At 31.9% G+C, this 22,642-nt stretch carries 20 protein-coding genes; 10 read left to right on the forward strand and 10 right to left on the reverse strand.

What is annotated here, in order from left to right; translation table 11 throughout:
- Positions 1-84: 84 nt before the first annotated feature.
- From ABMY20_RS09485 to ABMY20_RS09515, 7 genes are all read left to right on the forward strand, one after another.
- Positions 85-588 carry a bifunctional adenosylcobinamide kinase/adenosylcobinamide-phosphate guanylyltransferase gene (locus ABMY20_RS09485; RefSeq protein WP_349265147.1) on the forward strand — a complete coding sequence of 168 codons (504 nt, stop codon included), beginning with the start codon at positions 85-87 and terminating at the stop codon, positions 586-588.
- A 3-nt stretch (positions 589-591) separates the two neighbouring features.
- On the forward strand, positions 592-1,629 hold the full coding sequence (cobT, locus tag ABMY20_RS09490) for a nicotinate-nucleotide--dimethylbenzimidazole phosphoribosyltransferase (protein ID WP_349265148.1): 1,038 nt from the start codon (positions 592-594) through the stop codon (positions 1,627-1,629).
- Between the two features lie 2 nt (positions 1,630-1,631).
- A complete protein-coding gene (locus tag ABMY20_RS09495) occupies positions 1,632-2,402 on the forward strand; it encodes an adenosylcobinamide-GDP ribazoletransferase (protein ID WP_349265149.1) in 771 nt (256 codons plus the stop codon).
- Positions 2,387-2,914: an alpha-ribazole phosphatase gene (gene cobC / locus ABMY20_RS09500; RefSeq protein ID WP_349265150.1), complete on the forward strand. Its 528-nt coding sequence runs from the start codon at positions 2,387-2,389 to the stop codon at positions 2,912-2,914. The genes ABMY20_RS09495 and cobC overlap by 16 nt, the downstream gene beginning before the upstream one ends.
- Positions 2,915-2,926: 12 nt before the next feature.
- On the forward strand, positions 2,927-4,039 hold the full coding sequence (locus ABMY20_RS09505; RefSeq protein WP_349265151.1) for an ABC transporter substrate-binding protein: 1,113 nt from the start codon (positions 2,927-2,929) through the stop codon (positions 4,037-4,039).
- Between the two features lie 89 nt (positions 4,040-4,128).
- Positions 4,129-4,590 (forward strand): hypothetical protein, encoded by a 462-nt coding sequence (locus tag ABMY20_RS09510; protein ID WP_047788710.1) that lies wholly within the window; start codon positions 4,129-4,131, stop codon positions 4,588-4,590.
- A gap of 81 nt (positions 4,591-4,671) precedes the next feature.
- Positions 4,672-4,992 carry a hypothetical protein gene (locus tag ABMY20_RS09515; protein WP_047788709.1) on the forward strand — a complete coding sequence of 107 codons (321 nt, stop codon included), beginning with the start codon at positions 4,672-4,674 and terminating at the stop codon, positions 4,990-4,992.
- Positions 4,993-5,035: 43 nt separating this feature from the next.
- Here the strand turns inward: ABMY20_RS09515 and ABMY20_RS09520 are convergent, their stop codons facing one another.
- The 8 genes from ABMY20_RS09520 to ABMY20_RS09555 form a co-directional block, all read right to left on the reverse strand.
- On the reverse strand, positions 5,036-5,644 hold the full coding sequence (locus tag ABMY20_RS09520) for an alpha-ketoglutarate-dependent dioxygenase AlkB (RefSeq protein ID WP_299033501.1): 609 nt from the start codon (positions 5,642-5,644) through the stop codon (positions 5,036-5,038).
- A 260-nt stretch (positions 5,645-5,904) separates the two neighbouring features.
- Positions 5,905-7,101 (reverse strand): hypothetical protein, encoded by a 1,197-nt coding sequence (locus ABMY20_RS09525; RefSeq protein WP_073183889.1) that lies wholly within the window; start codon positions 7,099-7,101, stop codon positions 5,905-5,907.
- A gap of 84 nt (positions 7,102-7,185) precedes the next feature.
- Complete coding sequence (locus ABMY20_RS09530; RefSeq protein ID WP_349265152.1) at positions 7,186-9,633, reverse strand: M1 family metallopeptidase; 2,448 nt, start codon at positions 9,631-9,633, stop codon at positions 7,186-7,188.
- 103 nt (positions 9,634-9,736) lie between these two features.
- Positions 9,737-12,469 (reverse strand): IPT/TIG domain-containing protein, encoded by a 2,733-nt coding sequence (locus ABMY20_RS09535; RefSeq protein WP_349265153.1) that lies wholly within the window; start codon positions 12,467-12,469, stop codon positions 9,737-9,739.
- Positions 12,470-12,551: 82 nt separating this feature from the next.
- Entirely contained in the window at positions 12,552-13,103 is a 552-nt protein-coding gene (locus ABMY20_RS09540; protein ID WP_349265154.1) for a DUF4252 domain-containing protein, read from the reverse strand.
- 57 nt (positions 13,104-13,160) lie between these two features.
- The gene (locus tag ABMY20_RS09545; protein WP_047788704.1) at positions 13,161-13,676 is read right to left on the reverse strand and encodes a DUF4252 domain-containing protein; all 516 of its coding nucleotides are present in this window, start codon (positions 13,674-13,676) and stop codon (positions 13,161-13,163) included.
- Positions 13,677-13,716: 40 nt separating this feature from the next.
- Positions 13,717-14,187 carry a hypothetical protein gene (locus ABMY20_RS09550; protein WP_047788703.1) on the reverse strand — a complete coding sequence of 157 codons (471 nt, stop codon included), beginning with the start codon at positions 14,185-14,187 and terminating at the stop codon, positions 13,717-13,719.
- Positions 14,174-14,683, reverse strand: coding sequence for a sigma-70 family RNA polymerase sigma factor (locus ABMY20_RS09555; RefSeq protein WP_303510602.1), 510 nt, complete (start codon positions 14,681-14,683; stop codon positions 14,174-14,176). The genes ABMY20_RS09550 and ABMY20_RS09555 overlap by 14 nt, the downstream gene beginning before the upstream one ends.
- 158 nt (positions 14,684-14,841) lie before the next feature.
- Here ABMY20_RS09555 and ABMY20_RS09560 point away from each other — a divergent pair, with 158 nt between their 5' ends.
- Positions 14,842-16,290: a S41 family peptidase gene (locus tag ABMY20_RS09560; protein ID WP_349265155.1), complete on the forward strand. Its 1,449-nt coding sequence runs from the start codon at positions 14,842-14,844 to the stop codon at positions 16,288-16,290.
- Positions 16,291-16,452: 162 nt separating this feature from the next.
- Here the strand turns inward: ABMY20_RS09560 and ABMY20_RS09565 are convergent, their stop codons facing one another.
- Both ABMY20_RS09565 and ABMY20_RS09570 read right to left on the reverse strand, forming a co-directional pair.
- Entirely contained in the window at positions 16,453-17,346 is an 894-nt protein-coding gene (locus ABMY20_RS09565) for a DUF72 domain-containing protein (protein ID WP_349265156.1), read from the reverse strand.
- The gene (locus ABMY20_RS09570; protein WP_125344893.1) at positions 17,343-18,302 is read right to left on the reverse strand and encodes a patatin-like phospholipase family protein; all 960 of its coding nucleotides are present in this window, start codon (positions 18,300-18,302) and stop codon (positions 17,343-17,345) included. Before ABMY20_RS09570 ends, ABMY20_RS09565 begins: the two co-directional genes overlap by 4 nt.
- A gap of 150 nt (positions 18,303-18,452) precedes the next feature.
- Between ABMY20_RS09570 and ABMY20_RS09575 the strand changes: the two genes are divergently transcribed.
- Both ABMY20_RS09575 and ABMY20_RS09580 read left to right on the forward strand, forming a co-directional pair.
- Complete coding sequence (locus ABMY20_RS09575) at positions 18,453-19,499, forward strand: oxidoreductase (protein WP_167713767.1); 1,047 nt, start codon at positions 18,453-18,455, stop codon at positions 19,497-19,499.
- Between the two features lie 178 nt (positions 19,500-19,677).
- Positions 19,678-22,623, forward strand: a complete 2,946-nt coding sequence (locus tag ABMY20_RS09580; RefSeq protein WP_349265157.1) for an amidohydrolase family protein — start codon at positions 19,678-19,680, stop codon at positions 22,621-22,623.
- Positions 22,624-22,642 lie beyond the last annotated feature (19 nt).

Raw genomic sequence — 22,642 nt, forward strand, 5'->3', positions numbered from 1 at the left:
CAGCAAAAATAAACAGTTCTCTATTTTAATTTGTTTTTTATTAAAAATCTTTCCAATCTTTGTGTCAACAAAAAATGCGATTTCATGATATATTATATCTCAGGAGGTGAACGCTCAGGTAAAAGTAGCTATGCTCAAAAGCTAGCCGAATCTTTATCTGACACCCCTATTTACCTAGCCACCTCTCGTATTTGGGATGAAGATTTCAAACAACGAGTTGACAGACATATTTCTGATAGAGATAAACGTTGGACCACTGTTGAAGAAGAAAAATGGTTAAGTAACGTAATTTCTGAAAAACAAACTTTCGTTGTTGATTGTGTTACACTATGGTTAACGAACTTCTTTGTAGACACAAAATATGATATTGAAAAGGCGTTAGAAATTGCCAAAGAAGAAATCAATAAATTGGTTGGAATAGACGCCAATATTATCATCATTTCTAATGAAATTGGTATGGGATTACATGCCAATTCTGAATCTGGAAGAAAGTTTACACAACTACAAGGCTGGACGAACCAACACATAGCAAAATTGGCTGATAAAGCAACTTTTATGGTATCCGGACTCCCTTTAACCTTAAAATAACACATGACAACAACAATAACTCCTCTATCAAAAGATTTACAGAACGAACTTCAAGAAGAAATCAACTTCAAAACCAAACCTATTGGTGCTTTAGGAAGTTTAGAAAAAATCGCCATGCAAATTGGTTTAATTCAAAATACCACTACACCTGTACTCTCAAAACCTACTATTATGGTTTTTGCAGGAGATCATGGAATTGCTACCACAGGAAAAGTGAGTCCGTACCCACAAGAAGTTACACAACAAATGGTATTTAACTTTTTGCAAGGAGGTGCTGCTATTAATGTGTTTTGTAAACAGAATAACATTCATTTAAATATTGTAGATGCTGGTGTGAATGCTGATTTTGAAACACATCCACAGCTTACCAATGCCAAAATAGCAAAGGGAACACAAGATTATAGTACTACCAAAGCTATGACTTCAAAACAATGCCAAGAAGCTTTAGAAAAAGGAAGACAATTGGTAAGAAAGGTGTATAGTGAAGGTTGCAATGTTATTGGTTTTGGTGAAATGGGTATTAGCAATACGTCATCTGCGGCTTTGTTAATGAGTTATTTTACCAATACACCTATTGAAAACTGTGTAGGTAGAGGAACTGGAGTTGATGATAAAGGACTACAAACAAAAATCGACATATTATGTGAAGTCTATAAGTTACACGCCGATTCTATTTCAACACCTATGGAAGCCTTAACTGCTTTTGGCGGATTTGAAATTGTAATGATGTGTGGAGCCATGTTAGAAGCTGCTTCTTTAAAAATGACTTTACTTATTGATGGTTTTATTGTTACTGCTGCCCTATTGGCCGCTCATGCTATGGAATCTGATATTTTAGACTATTGTATTTTTTGTCATAATTCAGGTGAACAAGGGCATCAAAAAATGTTAAAATTTTTAAACGCTGAACCACTTTTAAACTTAGGTTTACGTTTAGGTGAAGGCACAGGTTGTGCGGTTGCATTTCCTATTATTCAATCGAGTGTAAACTTTTTAAACGAAATGGCTACTTTTAAAAGTGCCAATGTTAGTGAAGCCTAGTTATGATAAAAAGACAAATCCATTATTTTTTAACTGCTGTATTGTTTTTTACACGAATTCCGTGTCCTAAATGGGTAGATCATTCTCCTGAAATACTCAACAAAAGCAGTCGTTATTTTTCTTTAGTAGGAATTGTAGTCGGAAGTATTGCAGCACTAGCCTATTTTGCCTCTTCTTATATTTTTCCTACGGATATTGCGATTGTAATTAGTATGATTAGTTCTATTTGGATTACAGGAGCTTTTCATGAAGATGGATTTGCCGATGTATGTGATGGTTTTGGTGGTGGATGGACCAAAGAAAAGATTTTAACCATTATGAAAGATTCCAGACTAGGAACTTTCGGAGTAAGCGGTTTGGTCTTTATCCTAGCTATAAAGTTTTTAGCTCTATATCATTTACAAAACCTATCAGTTAATTTAATTCTAGTAATTATTTCAGGACACAGTATTAGCCGATTTATCGCAACTGTATTGTTGTACACACATGAATATGTAAGAGATATTGATAGTTCTAAAATAAAACCAACTACCAAACAAATGAGTAATAAATCGCTACTCATATCAGCCATTTTTGGAATAGCCCCCTTATTTTTCTTTCAAAAACCGACGGTATTTTTAGTCTTTCTTCCACTACTTGTTACCTATTTGTATATGAGCCATTTCTTTAAAAAATGGATTGGCGGTCAAACAGGAGATTGTGCTGGTGCCTTGCAACAAGTAGCTGAAATTGTTTTTTATCTAAGTCTACTCGCCTTATGGAAGTTATTTTAGTACGACATACCACACCTGATATTGCCAAAGGTATATGCTATGGTCAAGCAGATATAAAGGTTGCGACTACTTTTGAGGAAGAAGCGAGCGATATTCTAAAAAAAGTTCCTGTCAACGACGCTGATGTAAGGTATTATAGCAGTCCCTTACAACGTTGTAAGCTTTTGGCTGAAAAACTTTCAGCTAACGTAATTTTTGACAACCGATTGAAAGAACTCAATTTTGGTGATTGGGAGCTCCAAAAATGGAACGATATTGATAAAAAAGAACTCGATATTTGGATGAATGATTTTGTAAAAACTCCTGCTAAAAACGGAGAATCTTATATCGATTTACACAAGAGAACTACCAATTTTTTAACCGAATTAACAACCAAAAATCATCAAAAAGTCGTGCTTGTTACCCATGCGGGTGTGATGAGAAGTCTTTGGGCTTATATGAATGAAATTCCGTTGGAAAAATCATTCGAACTAAAACTAAATTACGGAGATACACTAATCTTCCATCTATAAAAACATCTTACTATGAAACGTTATTTACTTATTTTTTCTTTATTACTTCTGTTTACACAATGTAAGCAAGAAACTAAAAAAACTACCGAAAAGAAAGCTGTACAGAGTACCGTAAAATACGCCAAGGGTTTTGATATTATTTCAGAAAACGGAGTGAAAAAATTAGTGATTAAAAAAGCTTTTCAAAGCTCGCATGAATATTTTTCTTACACACTTACTGATAAAACCAACCTTTCTAAAAATGAAATTAAAGTTCCTATTGAAAAAATGGTGGTTACCAGTACTACACATATTCCGATGTTAGAACTTTTGAATGCTGAAAATACTATTGTTGGTTTTCCGCACACCAAATACGTTTCTTCAAAAAGGACAAGAAAAAGAATCGACGAAGGTAACATTGTTGAATTAGGCTTGGAGCAAGACATGAATACCGAAAAGTTGATTGATATTGAGCCTGAATTGGTTGTTGGTTTTGCGCTTCATCCAAATACGAAACTATACCAAAACATCAAAAAAACGGGAATTCCTGTCATTTTTAATGGAGATTGGTTGGAAGAAACCCCTTTAGGAAGAGCGGAATGGATTAAGTTTTTCGGAGCATTATACGGAAAAGAAAAGGAAGCTGACAGTATTTTCAACAACATAGAAGCGGAATATCTAAAAGCGAAAAAAATTGCTAAAAACAGTGACAAACAGCCTACTATCTTATCTGGAAGCATGTTTAAAGATGTTTGGAATGTTCCTGCGGGTGAAAGTTTTATTGCGACGTTTTACAACGATGCGAACTTAAATTACTTATGGAAAGACACGAAAGGAACCGGTAGTTTACCTCTAAGTTTTGAAAGTGTATTGGAAAAAGGACAACACGCTGATTTTTGGTTTAACTGTGGCTTGTATGCTACCAAAGAACAGTTAACTACCGCAAATATTCATTACAAAGAATTTGATGCATTTTCTAATAACAAGATATTTTCTATTGGACATAACAAAGGAGAAACCGGTGGTTTAATTTACTTTGAACTCTCTCCTGTACGACCAGATTTGGTATTAAAAGATTTGATAAAAATTACACACCCTAATTTGTTACCAGAATACGAATTGACTTTTTATAAGGAAGTGGAGTAGTTTTTCGAATTATGATTAATGAATTACAAAAACAGACTTATACACTTGAACAAGTTAATTATTATTAATATTGAAGTAAAAATTACTCTATGAATATTTTAAAAACAAAAGATAAGATATTAGCCGCTCTTGGTAATATGAGAGCTATGCGAAGGTTGCATGTTGATACCTACACTGAAGAAAAGATTAAAAACATTTCTGGTGTTAAAATTGCTGAGTCAAAAGAAGGGCAATTTTGGATAAGTTTTCAGGAGTTAAATGGTTATTTATTCATGAATTCAACTTTATTAAGTAGAATAGACTTAAAAACTTCTAAAGGAGCAAAAATAATTCTATTAACAGAAAACTATGAAATTGAAATTGAATCAGATGAAAAAATGATTGAATCTGATTTTTCTAATATTTCTAATACTTGGATAACCAAGGTGAGTTTTGAAATAGAAGAAAAAGAAAAACAACTAATAGAAAATATAAACTTTGAAGAATTAATATATGAATTTAAAAATGGTGTTTTAAAATTACATGGAATAACAACAACTAAAAACACTTAATTTAATTATTCTTTTTATTTTATATTCTACCAATATTTGAATTAGTTTTCAATATAAAACTTTCGAACTTAAATTATCTAAATGAAAAAATTAACAGTAAGTGCTTGGAATGATGGTAAACATAACCAACAAGGAAACGGATATGGAATTAGAGTTGGTGTAAAAGGACGTGATTTTTTTGAAGAAAACATCTCTGAAATTAATTTATCTATCGAAAACTCCAGCTTCTTTAAGGTAAAAATAACAAGTGGTTTTTGGAAAGATTGTCCGGAATTTAGAGATAAAAGAATCGGAGAGTGGCTTATTGAAAATAATTTTGCTTTTTGGAAAAAGGGAATGCCTCCTAAGTTCTACTTAACCGTTTTAGGTAATAATCAATTCCTTTTGGAAAAAATTGACTAAATATTAAAGAAAATAAAAGTAAACTATTTACTATTATATACCCCTATCTCACAATCGTTCTAAACGTTAAGTTCACTCGTGGTCGGTGGACTTTTTTTGTAGGTGGTAACCGGTGAAGCCAATGGGTTTGGGTTTCGTCCTTCATTACCAATAACGAACCATGTTCTAATACTTTGTACACCGTTTCTTTGGTTTGTTTGTGTTTAAAGCCAAAGCGTCTTTCTGCTCCAAAACTTAACGAAGCAATCGCTCCGTTCTTTTTTAAATCTTTTTCTCCGTCACTATGCCACGCCATTCCTTCAGAACCATCGTGGTATAAATTCAGTAAACAAGAGTTGTAGGTTTCGCCAGTTTCTTTTTCCACTAATTCTTTTAACGCTAACAATTCTCTCGTAAACGGTAAGGCTGTTTTGGTAATGTTTGAATAGGAATATTCAAAAGGCTGTTCGGCATACCAAGCTACTTTTCGTTTGGTTACCATGCGTTTTCCAAAAATAATAGCTTCGTCATTGCGCCATTCAATAGAATTTAATAAAGCCTCGTAATAATGGTCTGCTAGTTCCTTAGATAAAACTATTCCGTAGTAGTTTACTGTTCCATCTTTCGGAAGTAAGTTTTTAGGAGTATCGTCAAATTGTGAGAATAAATCCACTTATATAAAAAAATAACCTGAAAAAGGAGATGGACACGGAAGCATACAACACCAACCTGGTGTATACTCTCTTTTAAAAACATCTATCAATTCGTGCAGGGGATTCAAAAGAAAGATTAAGATTAAAACTACACTTAACAACTTAAAAAATAAGCTCGTTTTATTCGTTCTTTGATATTCAAAAGTTATGATGTTTAAATCCTTTTCCATAACTCAAATATAATAAAAAAACTCCTGTAGATTACAGGAGCTTTAGTACTTTAATTTCTAAACTTATTTCGTGTGATAATATGTTTGAGTTTCTGTTTTAAGTCGGTTCCTGTATCGTATACCATTTGCTCGTTAGAAGGAAACGCTACCGAAGTTTCATCGAGTAAATCTATAAACGATTTATCCAAAGCTCTCCTGTCTCCATCATAATCGGCATAAATATGTTCAAAAATAAACTCACTTTGTATAGGAAAACGATGTAATAACTGATTTGTTCTATTGTCAATATATTTTACAACACCTGTAACTTTACTACTCTTAAATTGTGTAAACTTATAAAAGTTACAACGTATTCTTTTAAACTTATCTACTTTTATTTTGTTTCCTAAACTGTCTTTTACATAGTTTCCGTTATTATCTCTTAAATACTTAAAACCATCTTTTATACGTCGTTCTTTAATAACTTCTTTTTCGTGTACTTGTTCAGGAGAAATTAAAATATCTGTAAAATCTAACTCTAAATCAAAATCATAACGAATATTTCTATCCTTTTTGGCGTGATATTGTGTCCATAAATCATTCAATCCATACGTATCAATCGCTAATAAATCTCTTTCTAATCTTTTTGGAATTATTTGATCTGTTCTATTTCTAACAGAAACATGTACATAATCAATTCCTTTAGCATGTGCTTCTTCTATTAAGTTTCTTGTATCTCTATAATTAGGACTAATATTGTCCAAGTGTCTTAATTCATCAAAAGCTCTTCTATAGTTAATTTTATTTCTATATCCTTCATTTAGCAAGGCTACACCATTTTCATACAAGTAACCAGCATAGTTTTCTTTTGCCGCAAGAATTTCATCAGTATAATTAACAAGTTTAAACTTGGCATTTCTACCAGAAGATAAAATTCGTAATGGCAATAATGGTTTTATTCGCTCTTGTCTGTTGTTAAGACGTTGATACAATGTATAAATTGTTTCAAAGTTTTCAGGATTTTGCTCTTTTTCTAAAAAAGAAATTCTGTCTAAATCTCTATCTGTTGCTTTTCTAAAAGCTTCCTGAAGCATTAGCACATGTGGTTGATTCTTTTCTTTGGTTTTATTCTTAGCTAATTTTTCAATAGATAATGAAATTGCCTTCTCATAATTACCAGAATTAAGTGCCTTTTCAGTAGTTTTTACACTACTACAAGATGCTAGTACTAGTACTGATAAAACAAGTAGTAAAGTAGTTTTTCTCATAAAGTTTAAGTTTCGCAAGAAAATTCAATTATTGTGCCAAAACTAAGTATTCTTTTTAACTTAAACTTTATGAAACTATACAATTTATTCAAGTAGCTTCGCCATAGCTATTTGAATAACTTTAAGATGCTTTTCTTTATTTGATGGTTTGTTAGTTTTTTGCATTTGAGCCATTTGACGTAACAAGTTAACTCCTACCTGATCAAAGTTATATTGTTTGTATTGAAGTCCTTTTGCTACAATATCGTCTGATAGGTTTTGAATAGCCTCTGTATTATTACTTTTTCCAATCTTATCAAATGCTTTTTTATACAATGATTGAATTTTCTTGTTTGGACTTAAAAACATTCCAGACATTACATTACTTGCAATGAAACTTAACTCATCATCATCATTTTCTTCTAAATAAATACGCGTTAATGGTGTTGCAATAATCTTTTTTACTGCTAAAGGCAATGTTTTTGATTTTTGAATGGCTAGCTGCTTATCGATATAATACATTCCTACCAACGACTTTCCTAACACAGAATATGATTTACTTTCTAACCCTTTTTCAAACACCGGTTTTAATGCTGGATCTGTTAACTTTCCTAACGTTTCAATTGCCGCTGCTTGTACCAACGTTTTTGGATCGTTTTGAGCTATTTTCATTATTTGATCAATCACATTCTTTTTTGAATATTTATTGATTAAATTAATGTTCTCCAAGGCTAAAATCCTAATCTTATAAAAATCGTTATTCAGAGCGTCTGCAACGGCATTAAACGCTTTTTTATCATCTTGATGTTTTGCTACTTCTAACAAAGCTTCTCTTTTATGCACGTAGTTTTGAGCATATTTTAATTGATGAATATAATCGCTCAATACTTTATTTTCGTTAATATCGCACAACAATACCCCGTCTGCATTTACTTGAATTAAATCTGGATGGTTTGTAAAAGGAAATGTAAATGACGCATCTCTTCCTTCAACAAACACGTTATGTCTTGTTCTTTTACTTCCTTCAAAAACATCAATAGCAAACGGAAATTTAAATTCATTAAGTTGAGATTGAATAATATTTACGGTTACTGTTTTTCTTAGTTTATTAAAGTCATAAGAAATAGATAACTTCGGGTGTCCGCTGTTAAAATACCACTGATTGAAAAACCAATTTAAATCTTTACCACTTACTTTTTCAAAAGCTAAACGTAATTGATGCGCTTCTCCTGTTCCATACTTATTATCTGTTAAATACGTATTTAATCCTTCGTAAAAAGCTTCATCTCCTAAATAGTTACGTAACATATGTAAAATAGCGCCTCCTTTGTTATAACTAACCGCATCAAACATATCTTCTTTATCATCGTAATAAAAACGAACTAAATGTTTATCAAAATTTTGTCCGCTTTTATAACCTTCAATATCTTCAAACAAGTGTGCATCTGCCTCATCTTTTCCATATTTATACTCTAACCATAAATACTCGCTGTAATTAGCAAAACTCTCGTTTACAGTTAAGTTACTCCAACTTTCGGTAGTTACTAAATCGCCAAACCAATGATGAAAAACTTCGTGTGCAATGGTGTTTTCTTGTACGTTTTCATCAATTAATTGTCCTGGTGTTTGATACGCTCTTTCCCCGTGAATTACTGCTGTGGTATTCTCCATTGCTCCACTTACATAATCACGTCCAACAATTTGTGCATATTTATTCCATGGATATTCAATTCCTGTAATTTTTGAAAAGAATGCTAACATTTCAGGAGTATTCCCAAAAATATCTTTTGCATACGGAGCATATTCCTTCTCTACATAATAATCTACAGGAATATCTTTGTATTTATCTTTAATAATCTCATATTCTCCTACTCCCATAAAAAACAGATATGGTGCATGTTTTTGAGTAAAATTCCAATAATCGGTACGAGTTCCATCAGCATTGGTAGTTTGTTTTTCTAATTTCCCGTTAGAAAGTGTTACATACTTTTGCGGAACAGTCATATAAATTTCCTGTGATGTCTTTTGGTTTGGAGCATCAATTGTTGGAAACCAACAACTACTTGCTTCGGTTTCACCTTGCGTCCAAATTTGAGTTGGTTTGTTTTTATCAAAACCTGTTGGATTGATAAAGTACAACCCTTTTGCAGATGTAATAGCAGCACTTCCTTTTTGTTTTACCCTTTCTGGTCGCGCCGTATACTTGATATATAGTGTAAACTCTTCGTTTCGCTTATAGGTACGAGGTAAGTTGATAATTAACTCATAGTCGTCATAATTATACTCTAGTGGTTGATTATTCATTGTTACTTTATGAATAACCATTGCTTTAGCATCTAACGTAACTTTATCTGTTTCATAAAAATGAGGTGTTAAGGTTACCCATTCTTCCCCATTCATTTCTTTTTCTTGAAAGTTAAAATCTACTTTTAACTTCGTATGAACTAAATTATGAACTTTATCTCTTTCAGCTCTATATACTTTATTTGATTGGGAAAATAAGCTTGCTGTAAAGAAAACAGCGATAAAAACAAGGAGTTTGTTAAATTTCATATGTTTTTGTTTAGAGTTCAAAAATATGAAATTCTATTGGGAGGCTTGTTAATGAGCCGTTAAAAAGAAAAAGCCACCAGATGATCTGATGGCTCTTATATACTTAATATAAATCTTTATTTATATAATATTTATTTAAGGTTTTATTATCATAGCCATATAAGTCTTTTCCTAGACCTATATAAAAGACTCCATCTTTAATATGTATAGAATTATCAAAGCCTTTAATTAGCATGGGGGTTTTTTCTTTCCAATTATTTTCTGTAAAATCATATTCATATATTCTATGTTCTTTACCTCCATCTGTTAAACCTCCTATATAATAAAGTTTATCATTATAGTACTTTAAAGCTACATTTTGATATGTACCAAAATGATTCCTTGGTCTTCCTATATAATTAAATTGTTTTGTTATGATATCAAAATAGAATACTTGTCCTTGCCAAGGATTAACAAAAATTTTATTGTCTCCGTAAGTTACTGTTTCATAATTGTAAGTGTTAAATTTTTCTCTATAAATTTTTTCTTTTGTTTTTACATTATATTCATATAACTTACTATAATCCATACCGTAAAGTATATCTCCTATTAAGATTCCTTTATTAACAAGTATGTCATTTTTTTGACTAGTCCAACTTTTATTTATTATATCATATTTATAAATATATTCATTAAGAGGTAATATTAATTCAGCATCTGTAACTGTCAACACCCTTTCTTCTCCCATAAAAGTTGAAAAAGGAGGTGGATTGTTATCAATCATATCCCATTTTTCAGAACTGTGATTAAATTTAAAGACTCCTAAATAATTAATAAAATACCAATCTTTAAAATTTGATCCAGAAATACAAGTTCCTAAAAGGTTAATATTATCAAGCGTATTATTGATCAGGTTATGCGGCTCAACTCCTTTTAAGGTTGCTATATCAAATTTTTGATCTCCTACAGATCCTGTAATTTTTATATCACCTTCTAGTTTTCTGTAATAAGGAAATTTAAACTCAGATTTTGTAGGGCTACTCGATATATTTTCACAATTTTCTCCATTTGCTTTAATGGACAATCTTTCAATATTATCTCCATATACGATATAATTATCTTTTCTTGTAGCTTCATTTTTACTAACCGAATGTACTTCTGATTTCTCTATTTCATATTCTACTTCATTTGACTTTTGTCCACCAACCTCTACGTATAATCTATGTGTACCAGGAGTTGTATTAATTCCTAATCTAAATTTAATTTCGGTATTCTTTACTGTATATGAAGAATTATTAGGGTTTGTAACTAGCTCTCCATCTATATAAATTTTATTAATTCTGCCATATCCGAAGTCGTTTCCTTTAATAGTAACGTTATCTGCGTACATGTAAACTTTTTTATCTAATGAGTTAATTTGAGGTGGATAAATTTGTATCATAGAAGAGTCATATCCAAATTGATTTTCTAGTTCCACTTTTAATTTACCCTCTTCTTCCATAACAAAACTTGGGTAATATGTATTTAAATGTAACCACTCGTTTAAGGATATCTTTATAGCACCATCATCATCTATTTGATAGTTATTTCCATACTTTACAGGGGTATTTCCTATTTTTAAATTATTTCTATCAATAAAAGCATCTGTTTTAATAACAACTTCATCTGTAAAGTGATATTTTGGTTTGCCAAACTCTAAAATTTTTGGAGCTCTCATTTTTACTGTAGCTACATCTACAAAACCATTAATCTCAATTTTTAACTCTGGATTGGAGGTATAAAAATATCTGTTTACTAATATTTTGATTTCTTCTTTATTGTAACTTAATAAAGTTTGATTTGATCCTCCTATAGTTACTCTTGGAATTTCATTTCCTTGTTTAAAATAATTTCCTTTAATCGTAACTATATCAAAAAAACCTATTGTTTCAGGGACAGTAGAAATAATATATGGACTAGTAGTTTGATAAAAACTTTTCTTCTCTGTAATTCTATCTAAAACTTTTAACTTTAAATCTACTTTCCCTTTTGATAAACCCTTTGGTACTATAACCAATAAAGTATCTTTATAATCAGTATACTTAATTTCTGTTTTAATATTATCTAACCATAACTCTGATATAGAATGGTGTAAATTTTTACCATAAAGTTTTAATACTTCTCCTACATACCTTTCTTTAGACTCAATAGAATCTAATATAGGGGCGTTTATTGTATATATGTCTTTTATGTTTTTGGTTATTGCACAAGTTCTTACTCCTAAACTTAGGTTAGAAGTTTTTAAATATGGAGGGATAACAACTTTCATTATGGAGTCTGAGACTGAAAAAGGTCTATATCCTCCTCCATTGAAATAAATTAGATTACGAAATTCAGAATCACAAAAATTTTTACCTTTTACTGTTAAAGTATCGTAAATAAAACCATTCTTAGGATAGATACTATCAATAACTATAGGTGTTGTAAAATTGCTTATAAATTCTAATGTATCACTAGTAATAATCTTATCTTTAAACTTTACAAAAGAAAAGGTTTTATAAATTGAGTCTTTTAATAACTTCTCTGTTATAGACGCATCAAAAAAACTTGACCGTAATCCTGTGTATTCTTTCTCATAGAATTCTTTTTTAGATTTTCTAAACCATTTTATTCCATAAGAAACAATGTTATCATAGCTAGTATTGTGAAACTCTAGTTCTGTCTTTGTACTTACTCCATTTATTGTATTATCGACAATATTGTAAGAACTAATTTTTACCTCATCAACTAAAGACTCTTCATTTTCTTCAGTGTCACACGATAATATACAAAACGTAATTAATGGCACTAAAAATAACTTTAAAGTAATATTTTTCATATAATTTTTTTGAAAATTTGCCAAATATATAAAAAAGCCACCAGGTAATCTGGTGGCTTTTTTATATTCTTACTATTAATTTTTATTCTGTTTCTACTGATTTATCATCGAAAATCATTTTAAATTGCTTTAAATCTAAATTCCCTGCATCCATCTTAGCTTTTTGCATCATTTCCATAATCTTTCCAACATTCATGTTTTCTCCTAAAATTCGTGCAACTCCCACTCCCATTTCTTTTCCGTAACCAAAAGCTACGATTTCGTCAATAGCATCAGCATCTCCTATGTAGTAAATTGCTGCATTCGCTCCATCTTTTTTGAATTTCATTAATTCTTTATAACTAGATTTTTTAAAGATAGCTTTCAGCTTTTCTTTTTCCGCCTCATAACTAGCTTCATCTAAATTCTTATAAGGAACTCCTGTTATGTTTATTTTTTTAATACTTTCATAAGCTTGCTTATCTTCTTCAGATGCCTTATCCATACTTAACTGTAATACACTAGCGGGTACATCAAACGTAATAAAGCCTTCCTTTTCTTGGCTTTCTACCAAATAGCTTTGTAAAGATTCTGTTTTACAAGAAACTGTTACAAACGCTACTAGTAACATTGAGTATATAAATAGTTTTTTCATTGTTGTTAGTTTTTGATTAAAAGCAGCGTTAACTGGTTAACGCTGCCTTATTTGTTTTTATTTGTTCTTCTTTCCGTCTTTAGAAAACGTCTCTGCTAATTTTGACATTTTGTTGATGTCGATATTACCAGTTAACGAAACTATTACAGATTCTGGTGAGTTACCATTAGAATTTTTGTCTTTTACAAACATTAATACTTCGCTTACAAAGTCTTTGTTTTTTGTAGACTTTACATAGATTTTAACACGAGAATCTTTGTCTTTTACACGCATTAACTCTATTAAATTACTTTTTTTAATGGCAGACTTTACCATGCTTTCCATTTCAGCAGACACTTTTGCGCTTTCAGTTGAAAATACTTTTAATTCTTGTAAGTCTTGAATCATTTTAAAAACCTCCATTGCTTCATTATCTTCTGACTCTACTTTGAATTTAGATAAAATCTCAAAAGCATCTTTATTTACTACTACTGATGATACCTCATCTAGGTCTTCTAATTTATCGAACATTGATTGCCCGAAACTAACATTAGCTATAAATACGAATGCGAATAATAATATTACTTTTTTCATGATTTTCTTGGTTTATAAGTACTTGGTTTTACTTTCTTAATTAATTTACTGTGTTTATTACTTTGTTTACTGTTTCTTCATAGGCTCCTAATTGTTCAATAGCATCATTTCCTTTTTTTAGGTTGTTTGAAACTGCATATAATGCATCGTTTCCTTTGTTTAAATTGACTGAAACTAGTTGCAACGCTTCTTTAATTTGTGCAAACTGTTTACGTTGTTGATACTTTTTGTACTCTTCATTACCCATGAATACACTAAATAGTAAGACTACTGACGCTGCTACTGATAACCATTTCCAGTTCTTCTTAGTTTTCTCAGGTTTTAACTGAATGGTTTTCGTAAAGGTTTCGTCTTTACTTTGTTTAAAATAGCCAAACATCATACTATATTCTTGCAAATGCGGTGCCACGTTGTTTGAGGTAAAATACTCTTGTAACGTTTGCTCTTCTTGCAATGTTGTTTCTGCGTCTAGGTATTTATCTAATAACTTCTCTATGTTAGCTAACTCCATAGTTGTGTTGTTTTATTAATTCTTGTCTTATTGCTTTTCTAGCTCTTGATAATGCTACTCTTACAGCTGTCGGTTTCATATCAACCATTTTACATATTTCATCAAAATCATATTGTTCAATATCTCTTAATTGTATGATTATTTTTTGTTGCTCTGGTAACTTATCTATAAGCTCATGTACTCGGTTTACACTGTCGTTATGTTCTACTCTCTTTTCTAAAGGAGTATCTTTCTCTTTATAATTACTATGAACCAATGTTAAATTACTAGCTTGTTTAGACTTTAATCTGTCATAACAGTAATTCTTCGTCATGGTCATAGCAAATGCCTCTACATTTTTATAATTAGAGAGCTTCTCTCTATTTCTCCACAATTTAAAGTACAACTCTTGTGTAGCGTCCTCAGCTTCTTCGGTAGAAACCAATAATCTTTTCGCTAAACGAAAGACTTTGTCTTTAAATGGTAATACAACTTTTAAAAAGTCCGATTGGTTCATGGTTTGGTTAATTAGTTTTGTAAGCCTATTAAAACAATTGCGTCTTATTTAACAGGTTTACATATCTACGACGACGCAGTTTCAAGTTTGTTACATCAATAATAAAAAAAATAATATTATTCAGTAAATTGCGTTGTTGTTACAACTAATATACTCTTATGAAATTATTAAAAGCATCCCTAATCATCTTTTTTTCAATACTACTTGTTTCATGTAGTGAAAAAGACGATGCACCCAAAAATATTGAAGTCCAAAATTTCGTTTGGAAAGGTTTAAACGCTTACTACTTATGGCAAGACTTAGTCCCTGACTTAGCTGACAGACGTTTTAATAACGATAATGAACTGTATAGTTATTTATCAGGATATGACGATCCTACTAATTTATTTTACAGTTTATTGTACATGCCTAATGAATACCCTAAAGATCCTAACAGAACCTATTCATGGATTGTAGACGATTATATTGCATTAGAAGAATCTTTTGCGGGAATACGTCTTACAAGTGGGATGAAATTAGAAGGAGCTGACTATGCTGATGGTTCAGGAGGCTATTATATATATGTATACGATGTTGTTACTGGTTCTAATGCCGATGCACAAGGAGTTACTCGTGGTATGATTATTACTGAGATTAACGGAACAACTATAACCAGAAGCAACGTAAATGATTTATTAGATAATGATACATTCACTATTCATTTAGCTGATTATAACGGAGGAAATCCTGTTAGTAACGGAACAACTATTACAGTTACCAAATCTCAAGTAACAGAAAACCCTGTAAAAGTTACCAATGTAATTACTAATGGTAGCCATACCATTGGGTATTTAATGTACAATCAATTCTCTAGAAACTTTGATGGAGAGTTAAATGCTGAATTTGCTAAGTTTCAATCAGCAGGTCTTACCGACTTAATCATCGACTTACGTTATAACGGTGGTGGTTCTGTACAAACAGCTACTTATTTAGGAAGTATGATTACCGGACAGTTTAACAATGAGTTATTTGCGAAACAAGTATGGAATCATAAAGTAATGGAGGTAACAAATCCAGATTTATTAATCAATAACTTTACGAATCAGATTTTAAATAAGGACCAACAAGGAAATGTAGTATTGGATGAAGCAATTAATAGTTTAAACCTAAATACTATTTACTTTATAGTTTCTGATGATTCTGCCTCTGCTTCAGAACTGGTCATCAATGCACTAAAGCCTTATATTGATGTAAAGTTAGTAGGAACTCAAACTTACGGAAAGCATGTTGGTTCTATTACCTTATACGATTCTGACGATTATACTCGTAATGGCGATAACTTAAAGAGTCATACGTGGGCAATGCAACCTATCGTATTAGAAATTCAAAATAAAGATGGTGAAAATGCTCCTGAAGGGTTTATTCCTGAGGTTATCATTGATGAAGATCCAGGTAACTTAGGTATTTTAGGAGACCCTAACGAACCTTTATTACAAAGAACCATTCAATACATTACTACAGGAGCAAAAGGAGTACCTACCATGAAAAAAGGAGTTCAATTTTCTCCATCATGGAATTCAAATATGATGCGCCTTGATTATAACAATATGTATGTGGAGTTAAAATAAAGAACAAAACGATATAAAATAAAATCCAGCTTACTCAGCTGGATTTTTTAATACTATTTATTCAATAACCTACCATCTTATTACACACGACACTAGCATACGGTACCATTAGACACCATTGTCTTGTGATTAAAGACAGTACTGTCTGAAGTTTAAGACAAATTACAACAAACTCATTTGTTGGTTATTCTCTTCATTAGGAATCTTTAAATCAACTCCTAATTCCTTATTTAGCTTTTTTATAAAGTAGGCTGCCAACAATGGTGATTCTACTTCTAAATTTTGATGGATAAAAAAGTGAATATTCTCTAATCCTAAATCATTCCATTCTTTTAAGCGAACTACCCAATCATCCAAACGTGTATAATCTGATGGGTGATTTGCTCCAACATAACGAACAAAAGCTTCGTTATTCGTTAAACGCATATGCATCATATCTCTTCTACCTGCTGTATCTACTAACACATTGGCTATGTTATGTTCTTCAAACAGCTTTGTAAACTCTTCAAACACCGTTGTGTCTTCAAACCAATCCGGATGGCGTACTTCTATAGCCAATGGTATACCTTTAGGCCAACTTACTACAAAGTTTTGTAATCTATCAAAGTTTTTATTTCCAAAATTAGCATGTAACTGTAAAAAGATGGTACCTAACTTCTCTTGCAAATGTGAAGCATTGTCTAAATACACATTTACCGCATCTTGTACACCCTGTAAACGCTTCCAGTGGCTTATCTCCTGCCCTAGTTTGGGAAAGAATTTAAAGTTTTTAGGAGTTTTAGCTTTCCACTTTTCAAACTGTTCTGCTGGAAACTGTCTATAAAAAGTAGCATTGAGCTCTATTGAATTAAACTGTTTCGAATAATACTCCAATTCATCTTTAGTTCCTCTCGGATAAAATCCTTTTAAATCTGCTTTATTCCATTTTGCACAGCCCACATACACATTAGGTGTACCACTCTTTTCATAAGAGTTTAATAGCTCTATTGTTTTAGGGTGTGTTTCAGGTAATGTAAAATCTATTAACTCTGGTTGTGCTACTTTTCCAAACTTCATACTTCACTATTTTCTATTCCTTCCTCTATTTCTTGATTATCTACCATCTCTGGTCTAAACTCTGTCATTCTATCATCATTCAGCTTTTTCGCATACTTATAGCCCGATTTCCACCATTTCTTCATTTTCTCTTTATCAAAAACTAACGAATTGGTTGTTAATACCGTTGGCGTATAGTATAAATTCAGTTTTACATTGTGTTGTTTTGCAGAAAGCTTTCCTATAGTAATATTATGCCGCTCAACATTCTCCAACATAAAATCAAACGTATCCATCATCAGCGAAAAAGGGTTCTTAGCAGGCAATCTGTTCATTTGTGTTACTTCTGTTGCTAAAATAATGGCATCCACCTCCGTTGCTCCTCTTGCTATGGCTTCTCGTATAGGTATTAAACTTCCAAAACCACCATCAGCATACTGACAATGATCTTTTTCCAGTAAACTCATAAAAGGTACATAATTGCACGAACCCCAAATCCAATCGCAAAAATCTTCATATTCACATTCTAAGATAGATTTGTATTCAATTTGATTCGCTGTTAAATTAGATACTGTGACCACTACCTCTTTATTCAGCCTTCTAATTTCGTCGTACATTTCTTTAGTAACACTTTTACTTATAAGCTTTCGTAAGTTTTTACTCTCACCAAAAGTTTTACGACCATTTAAAAAGTTCCAAATCGTGTTTCTATGTCGTATAGAAACCACCTTTTCTCCATGTACCGATTTTACTCTGAATGGGCTGTTACTAAAAATAGCTTTTTGATCTACCGATGTATATATTTCTTTTAATTCATCAATCATACCCAAAGCCAAATGCGAAACCATCAAACTACCTGTTGATGTTCCTAAAAGCATGTCGTAATCTTTATTTTTATTTTTCATCAGGTATTGTGCAACACCGCCTGCAAAGGCTCCTTTACTTCCTCCTCCTGAAATTACTAAGGCTTTTTTCATTGATTTAAGTTTGGTTTTCCTATTTTTAGTTCTGTAAAAATATCAAAAATATGGAACCAACATAGGTAAAGTAAACTTTCTCTACATATTTACTAATTAATTTAAATTTCTAAGGTTACTTGCTCCATTTAAAACAACTAAAACAAACACATGAAACGATTATCATTCCTTTTCTTACTCTCTTTAACAATACTATCTTGTAAGCAAGAAAAGAAAGCCCCAAGAACTTTTGAAACTATTAAAATTACCGAGTTTAAACAAGATAGTACCAGTATTAGAGCTATACTAGCTATTAGTAACGATGAGTTAATTTTTGCAGGCTCTAAAGGAGATATTACAACAACAAAAAATGGTGGTAGAACATGGCAAACACAAAGTTTAAAGTATAACGATACTATTATACCGCACTTTAGAAGCATTGCTAAAAATGGTGAAAATATATTTGCCTTATCGGTAGCAAACCCAGCCTTACTATATAAAGGATATGAAAACAAATATGAATTGGTATATAAGGAAGAACACGAAAAGGTTTTTTACGACTGTATGCAATTCTTTGCCGATGGAAAACATGGTATTGCCGTTGGTGATCCTACAGAAGATTGTCCGTCTATTATTCTTACCTCAGACGGAGGAAATACGTGGACAAAACTACCTTGCTCACAGCTGCCTACTTTTGAAGAAGGAGAAGCCTTCTTTGCTGCTAGTAACACCAATATTGCTATTGTAAACAATACTGTTTGGATAGGTTCTGGAGGAACCAAAGCACGTATTTTAAAATCTACCGACTTTGGAAACACTTGGGAGATTTTTGACACCCCAATTGTACAAGGTAACGGACCACAAGGAATTTACTCTATTGATTTTTATGATGAAAACCATGGAATTGCTATTGGAGGAAACTACTCAAAACCGGAAGACAATAACGCTAATAAAGCAATTACTACCGATGGTGGTAAAACATGGACACTCGTAGCTAATAATACCAATCCTAATTACAAAAGCTGCGTACAGTATGTACCTAACACGAACGGAGAAGAAGTTTTTGCTGTTGGAAAAACCGGAATATCATTTTCTAACGATGGTGGACATACTTGGAAACAAATAAGCAAGGAAAGCTACTATGCTATTCAGTTTATTGATAGTAATACAGCCTGGTTATCTGGTCATGAAAAGATTGGAAAGCTAGTTCTTAACTAAACTATCTTAGGGCAAGTAAACAAAGAACTATAAGAAAACCCATTTTAAGTCTATTAGGTAAGCCTTGGTGGATTAAATTCTTGGCTATCACCCTGTGATTAATTCTTAATGTTTTGTTAAAAGGAATTGTTTTCCTCTTTAACTATCTATTTTTATAAGCTAATCAACTCAATATTAAATGAAAAAAATACTATTCTTACTCTTATCCCTGTGTATTAGTAGCTCTTTTGCACAAGAGTACTTTCCTACCAACACAGGAGTAAAGTCATCCAAAAACAATGTGTACGCTTTTACCAATGCTACCATTTATGTTACTCCTACTCAAATAGTAAAAAAAGGAACATTACTTATTAAAGACGGAAAAGTTGTTGCTGTAGGTAAATCGGTTAACATACCTAACGAAGCACAAGTAATTAACCTAGATGGGAAATCTATGTATCCTTCTTTTGTAGATGCTTATTCAACCTTTGGTATTGCAAAACCTAAACATGAAAGTGGTCGTGGTAAAAGACCTCAATACGATGCTGGTAGAAAAGGATATTACTGGAACGACCATATTCGTCCTGATGTAGACGCTTCTACTGAGTTTAACTTTGATACTAAAAAAGCTAAAGAATTATTGTCTTTAGGTTTCGGTGCTGTTAATACACACCTAGAAGACGGTATTATGCAAGGTAACGGAGTTTTAGTTGCTTTAAACCCTAATAGTTCTGATGCTTACAGAATATTAGACAAAGAATCAGGAAACTACTTATCGTTTTCTAAAAGTGCTAAATCACGTCAAAGCTACCCTACTTCACGTATGGGAGCCATGGCACTATTACGTCAAACATATTTAGATGCCGATTGGTATGCCAAAGGAAATGCAAAAAATACCGATTTAGCTTTAGAAGCTCTAAACAATAAAAAAGAGTTACCTCAAATATTTAATGCAGGTGGATATTTAGACAATATGCGTGCTGATAAAATTGGTGACGAATTTGGAATTCAATATACCATTGTAGGTGGTGGTAACGAATATGAAAGAATTAATGATATTAAAGCGACCAATGCTACGTACATTATTCCTATTAACTTTAGAAATGCTTACGATGTATCAAATCCATTTTTAGCAAATAAAATTGCGTTAAGCGATATGCGCTCTTGGAATCAAGAACCAGCAAATCCTTCAATTTTAGCAAAAAACAAGGTTCCTTTTGCGTTAACTACATACAAGTTAAAAAAGGCAAAAGAATTTAGTAGTAACCTTCAAAAGGCTATTACTTACGGATTAGATAAAACTACAGCTTTAGAAGCATTAACTACAGTGCCTGCCAAAATTTTAAAGAATGATAAAATAGGAAATTTGAAAGCTGGTAGTTATGCTAACTTCTTAATTACTTCTGGTGATATTTTTGACAAGCAAACTACTTTATATGAAAACTGGGTACAAGGTGATAAAAACACCATTAACTCAATGGATATTAAAGATATTACAGGTAAGTACACGTTAACAGTTAACGGAAAATCGTATGATATGACCATTACTGGTAAAGGAGCTAAACAAACAGCTGCTTTAAAAAGTGGAGATAAAAAGGTAAACAGTAAATCGTCTTTTAGCAACGACTGGTTACATATAGCTTTTAAAGATGGTGACAACTATACTCGCTTAACAGCATTTGTTAAAAACAAACAACAAATTACAGGTACAGCTACCGACAATAACGGAAATGAAAGTACATGGAATGCTACTTATACTGGAAAAGCTGATGCTAAAAAGAAAGACAATAAGAAAAAAGACAATACTCCTGAAGTAGTAGCAGTTTCATACCCAAATATAGGATTAGGAAACCCAACTGCTCCACAAAAAGAAACTATTTTAATTAAAAATGCTACGGTTTGGACTTCTGAAAACAACGAAGTACTAAACAATACCGATGTATTAATTAAAGATGGTAAAATAGCCAAAATAGGCACCAACTTATCTTCAAGAGGTGCAAAAGTTATTGACGGAACTGGTAAGTATGTAACCGCAGGTATTATTGATGAGCATTCACATATTGCTACTTCAGCAGTAAACGAATCAGGTCATAACTCAACAGCTGAGGTTACTATTGAAGATGTTATCAACCCTAACGATGTAAATATTTACAGAAACATTGCGGGTGGTGTTACTTCTATTCAAGTATTACACGGTTCTGCAAATCCAATCGGTGGACGTTCAGCAATTATCAAACTAAAATGGGGAGAGAATGCTGACGGAATGTTATACAACAACACACCTAAGTTTATCAAATTCGCCTTAGGTGAAAACGTAAAACAATCTAACTGGGGAGATTTAAATACCATTCGTTTCCCTCAAACACGTATGGGAGTTGAGCAAGTATATATTGACTACTTCCAAAGAGCCAAAGAATACGATGCTAAAAAGAAAAGCGGACAACCATATCGTAAGGATATTGAGTTAGAAACCTTAGCAGAAATTATTAATAAAGAACGTTTTATTTCTTGTCACTCTTACGTACAATCAGAAATTAATATGTTAATGAAAGTTGCAGAACAATTCAACTTTAACATTAATACGTTTACCCACATTTTAGAAGGATACAAACTAGCAGATAAAATGAAAGAACACGGAGTTGGTGGTTCTACTTTTGCTGACTGGTGGGCATATAAATACGAGGTTAACGACGCGATTCCTTACAACGCAGCTATTATGCACAACCAAGGAGTTACCGTTGCTATTAATTCTGATGATGCAGAAATGTCTCGTAGATTGAATCAAGAAGCGGCTAAATTAATTAAATATGGAGGTTTAAGCGAACAAGAAGCTTGGGCTACAGTTACTATCAATCCTGCAAAACTATTACACTTAAACGACCGTACAGGTAGTATTAAAGAAGGTAAAGATGCTGATGTTGTAGTATGGAGCGGAAATCCACTTTCAGTATATTCTAAAGCAGAGAAAACAATTATTGACGGAGCTGTTTATTTTGATATTGAAAAAGACTTAGAAAAGCGTAAAGCTATTAAAGCAGAGCGTGCTAAGTTAATTAACATGATGTTACAAGAGAAGATTAAAGGAGGTAAAACACAAGCTCCTAAAAAGAAAACTCAGAAATTATTTCACTGTGATACAGAATAAGAACTTAAAAACACACAAC

This window comes from Tenacibaculum sp. SSH1-16, assembly GCF_040104435.1.
Classification (GTDB): domain Bacteria; phylum Bacteroidota; class Bacteroidia; order Flavobacteriales; family Flavobacteriaceae; genus Polaribacter; species Polaribacter mesophilus.

Coding starts and splice junctions, on each gene's coding strand:
- ABMY20_RS09485 (WP_349265147.1), top strand. CDS start 85: ATGATATATTATATCTCAGGAGGTGAACGCTCAGGTAAAAGTAGCTAT.
- cobT (WP_349265148.1), top strand. CDS start 592: ATGACAACAACAATAACTCCTCTATCAAAAGATTTACAGAACGAACTT.
- ABMY20_RS09495 (WP_349265149.1), top strand. CDS start 1,632: ATGATAAAAAGACAAATCCATTATTTTTTAACTGCTGTATTGTTTTTT.
- cobC (WP_349265150.1), top strand. CDS start 2,387: ATGGAAGTTATTTTAGTACGACATACCACACCTGATATTGCCAAAGGT.
- ABMY20_RS09505 (WP_349265151.1), top strand. CDS start 2,927: ATGAAACGTTATTTACTTATTTTTTCTTTATTACTTCTGTTTACACAA.
- ABMY20_RS09510 (WP_047788710.1), top strand. CDS start 4,129: ATGAATATTTTAAAAACAAAAGATAAGATATTAGCCGCTCTTGGTAAT.
- ABMY20_RS09515 (WP_047788709.1), top strand. CDS start 4,672: ATGAAAAAATTAACAGTAAGTGCTTGGAATGATGGTAAACATAACCAA.
- ABMY20_RS09525 (WP_073183889.1), bottom strand. CDS start 7,101: ATGAGAAAAACTACTTTACTACTTGTTTTATCAGTACTAGTACTAGCA.
- ABMY20_RS09530 (WP_349265152.1), bottom strand. CDS start 9,633: ATGAAATTTAACAAACTCCTTGTTTTTATCGCTGTTTTCTTTACAGCA.
- ABMY20_RS09535 (WP_349265153.1), bottom strand. CDS start 12,469: ATGAAAAATATTACTTTAAAGTTATTTTTAGTGCCATTAATTACGTTT.
- ABMY20_RS09540 (WP_349265154.1), bottom strand. CDS start 13,103: ATGAAAAAACTATTTATATACTCAATGTTACTAGTAGCGTTTGTAACA.
- ABMY20_RS09545 (WP_047788704.1), bottom strand. CDS start 13,676: ATGAAAAAAGTAATATTATTATTCGCATTCGTATTTATAGCTAATGTT.
- ABMY20_RS09550 (WP_047788703.1), bottom strand. CDS start 14,187: ATGGAGTTAGCTAACATAGAGAAGTTATTAGATAAATACCTAGACGCA.
- ABMY20_RS09555 (WP_303510602.1), bottom strand. CDS start 14,683: ATGAACCAATCGGACTTTTTAAAAGTTGTATTACCATTTAAAGACAAA.
- ABMY20_RS09560 (WP_349265155.1), top strand. CDS start 14,842: ATGAAATTATTAAAAGCATCCCTAATCATCTTTTTTTCAATACTACTT.
- ABMY20_RS09565 (WP_349265156.1), bottom strand. CDS start 17,346: ATGAAGTTTGGAAAAGTAGCACAACCAGAGTTAATAGATTTTACATTA.
- ABMY20_RS09570 (WP_125344893.1), bottom strand. CDS start 18,302: ATGAAAAAAGCCTTAGTAATTTCAGGAGGAGGAAGTAAAGGAGCCTTT.
- ABMY20_RS09575 (WP_167713767.1), top strand. CDS start 18,453: ATGAAACGATTATCATTCCTTTTCTTACTCTCTTTAACAATACTATCT.
- ABMY20_RS09580 (WP_349265157.1), top strand. CDS start 19,678: ATGAAAAAAATACTATTCTTACTCTTATCCCTGTGTATTAGTAGCTCT.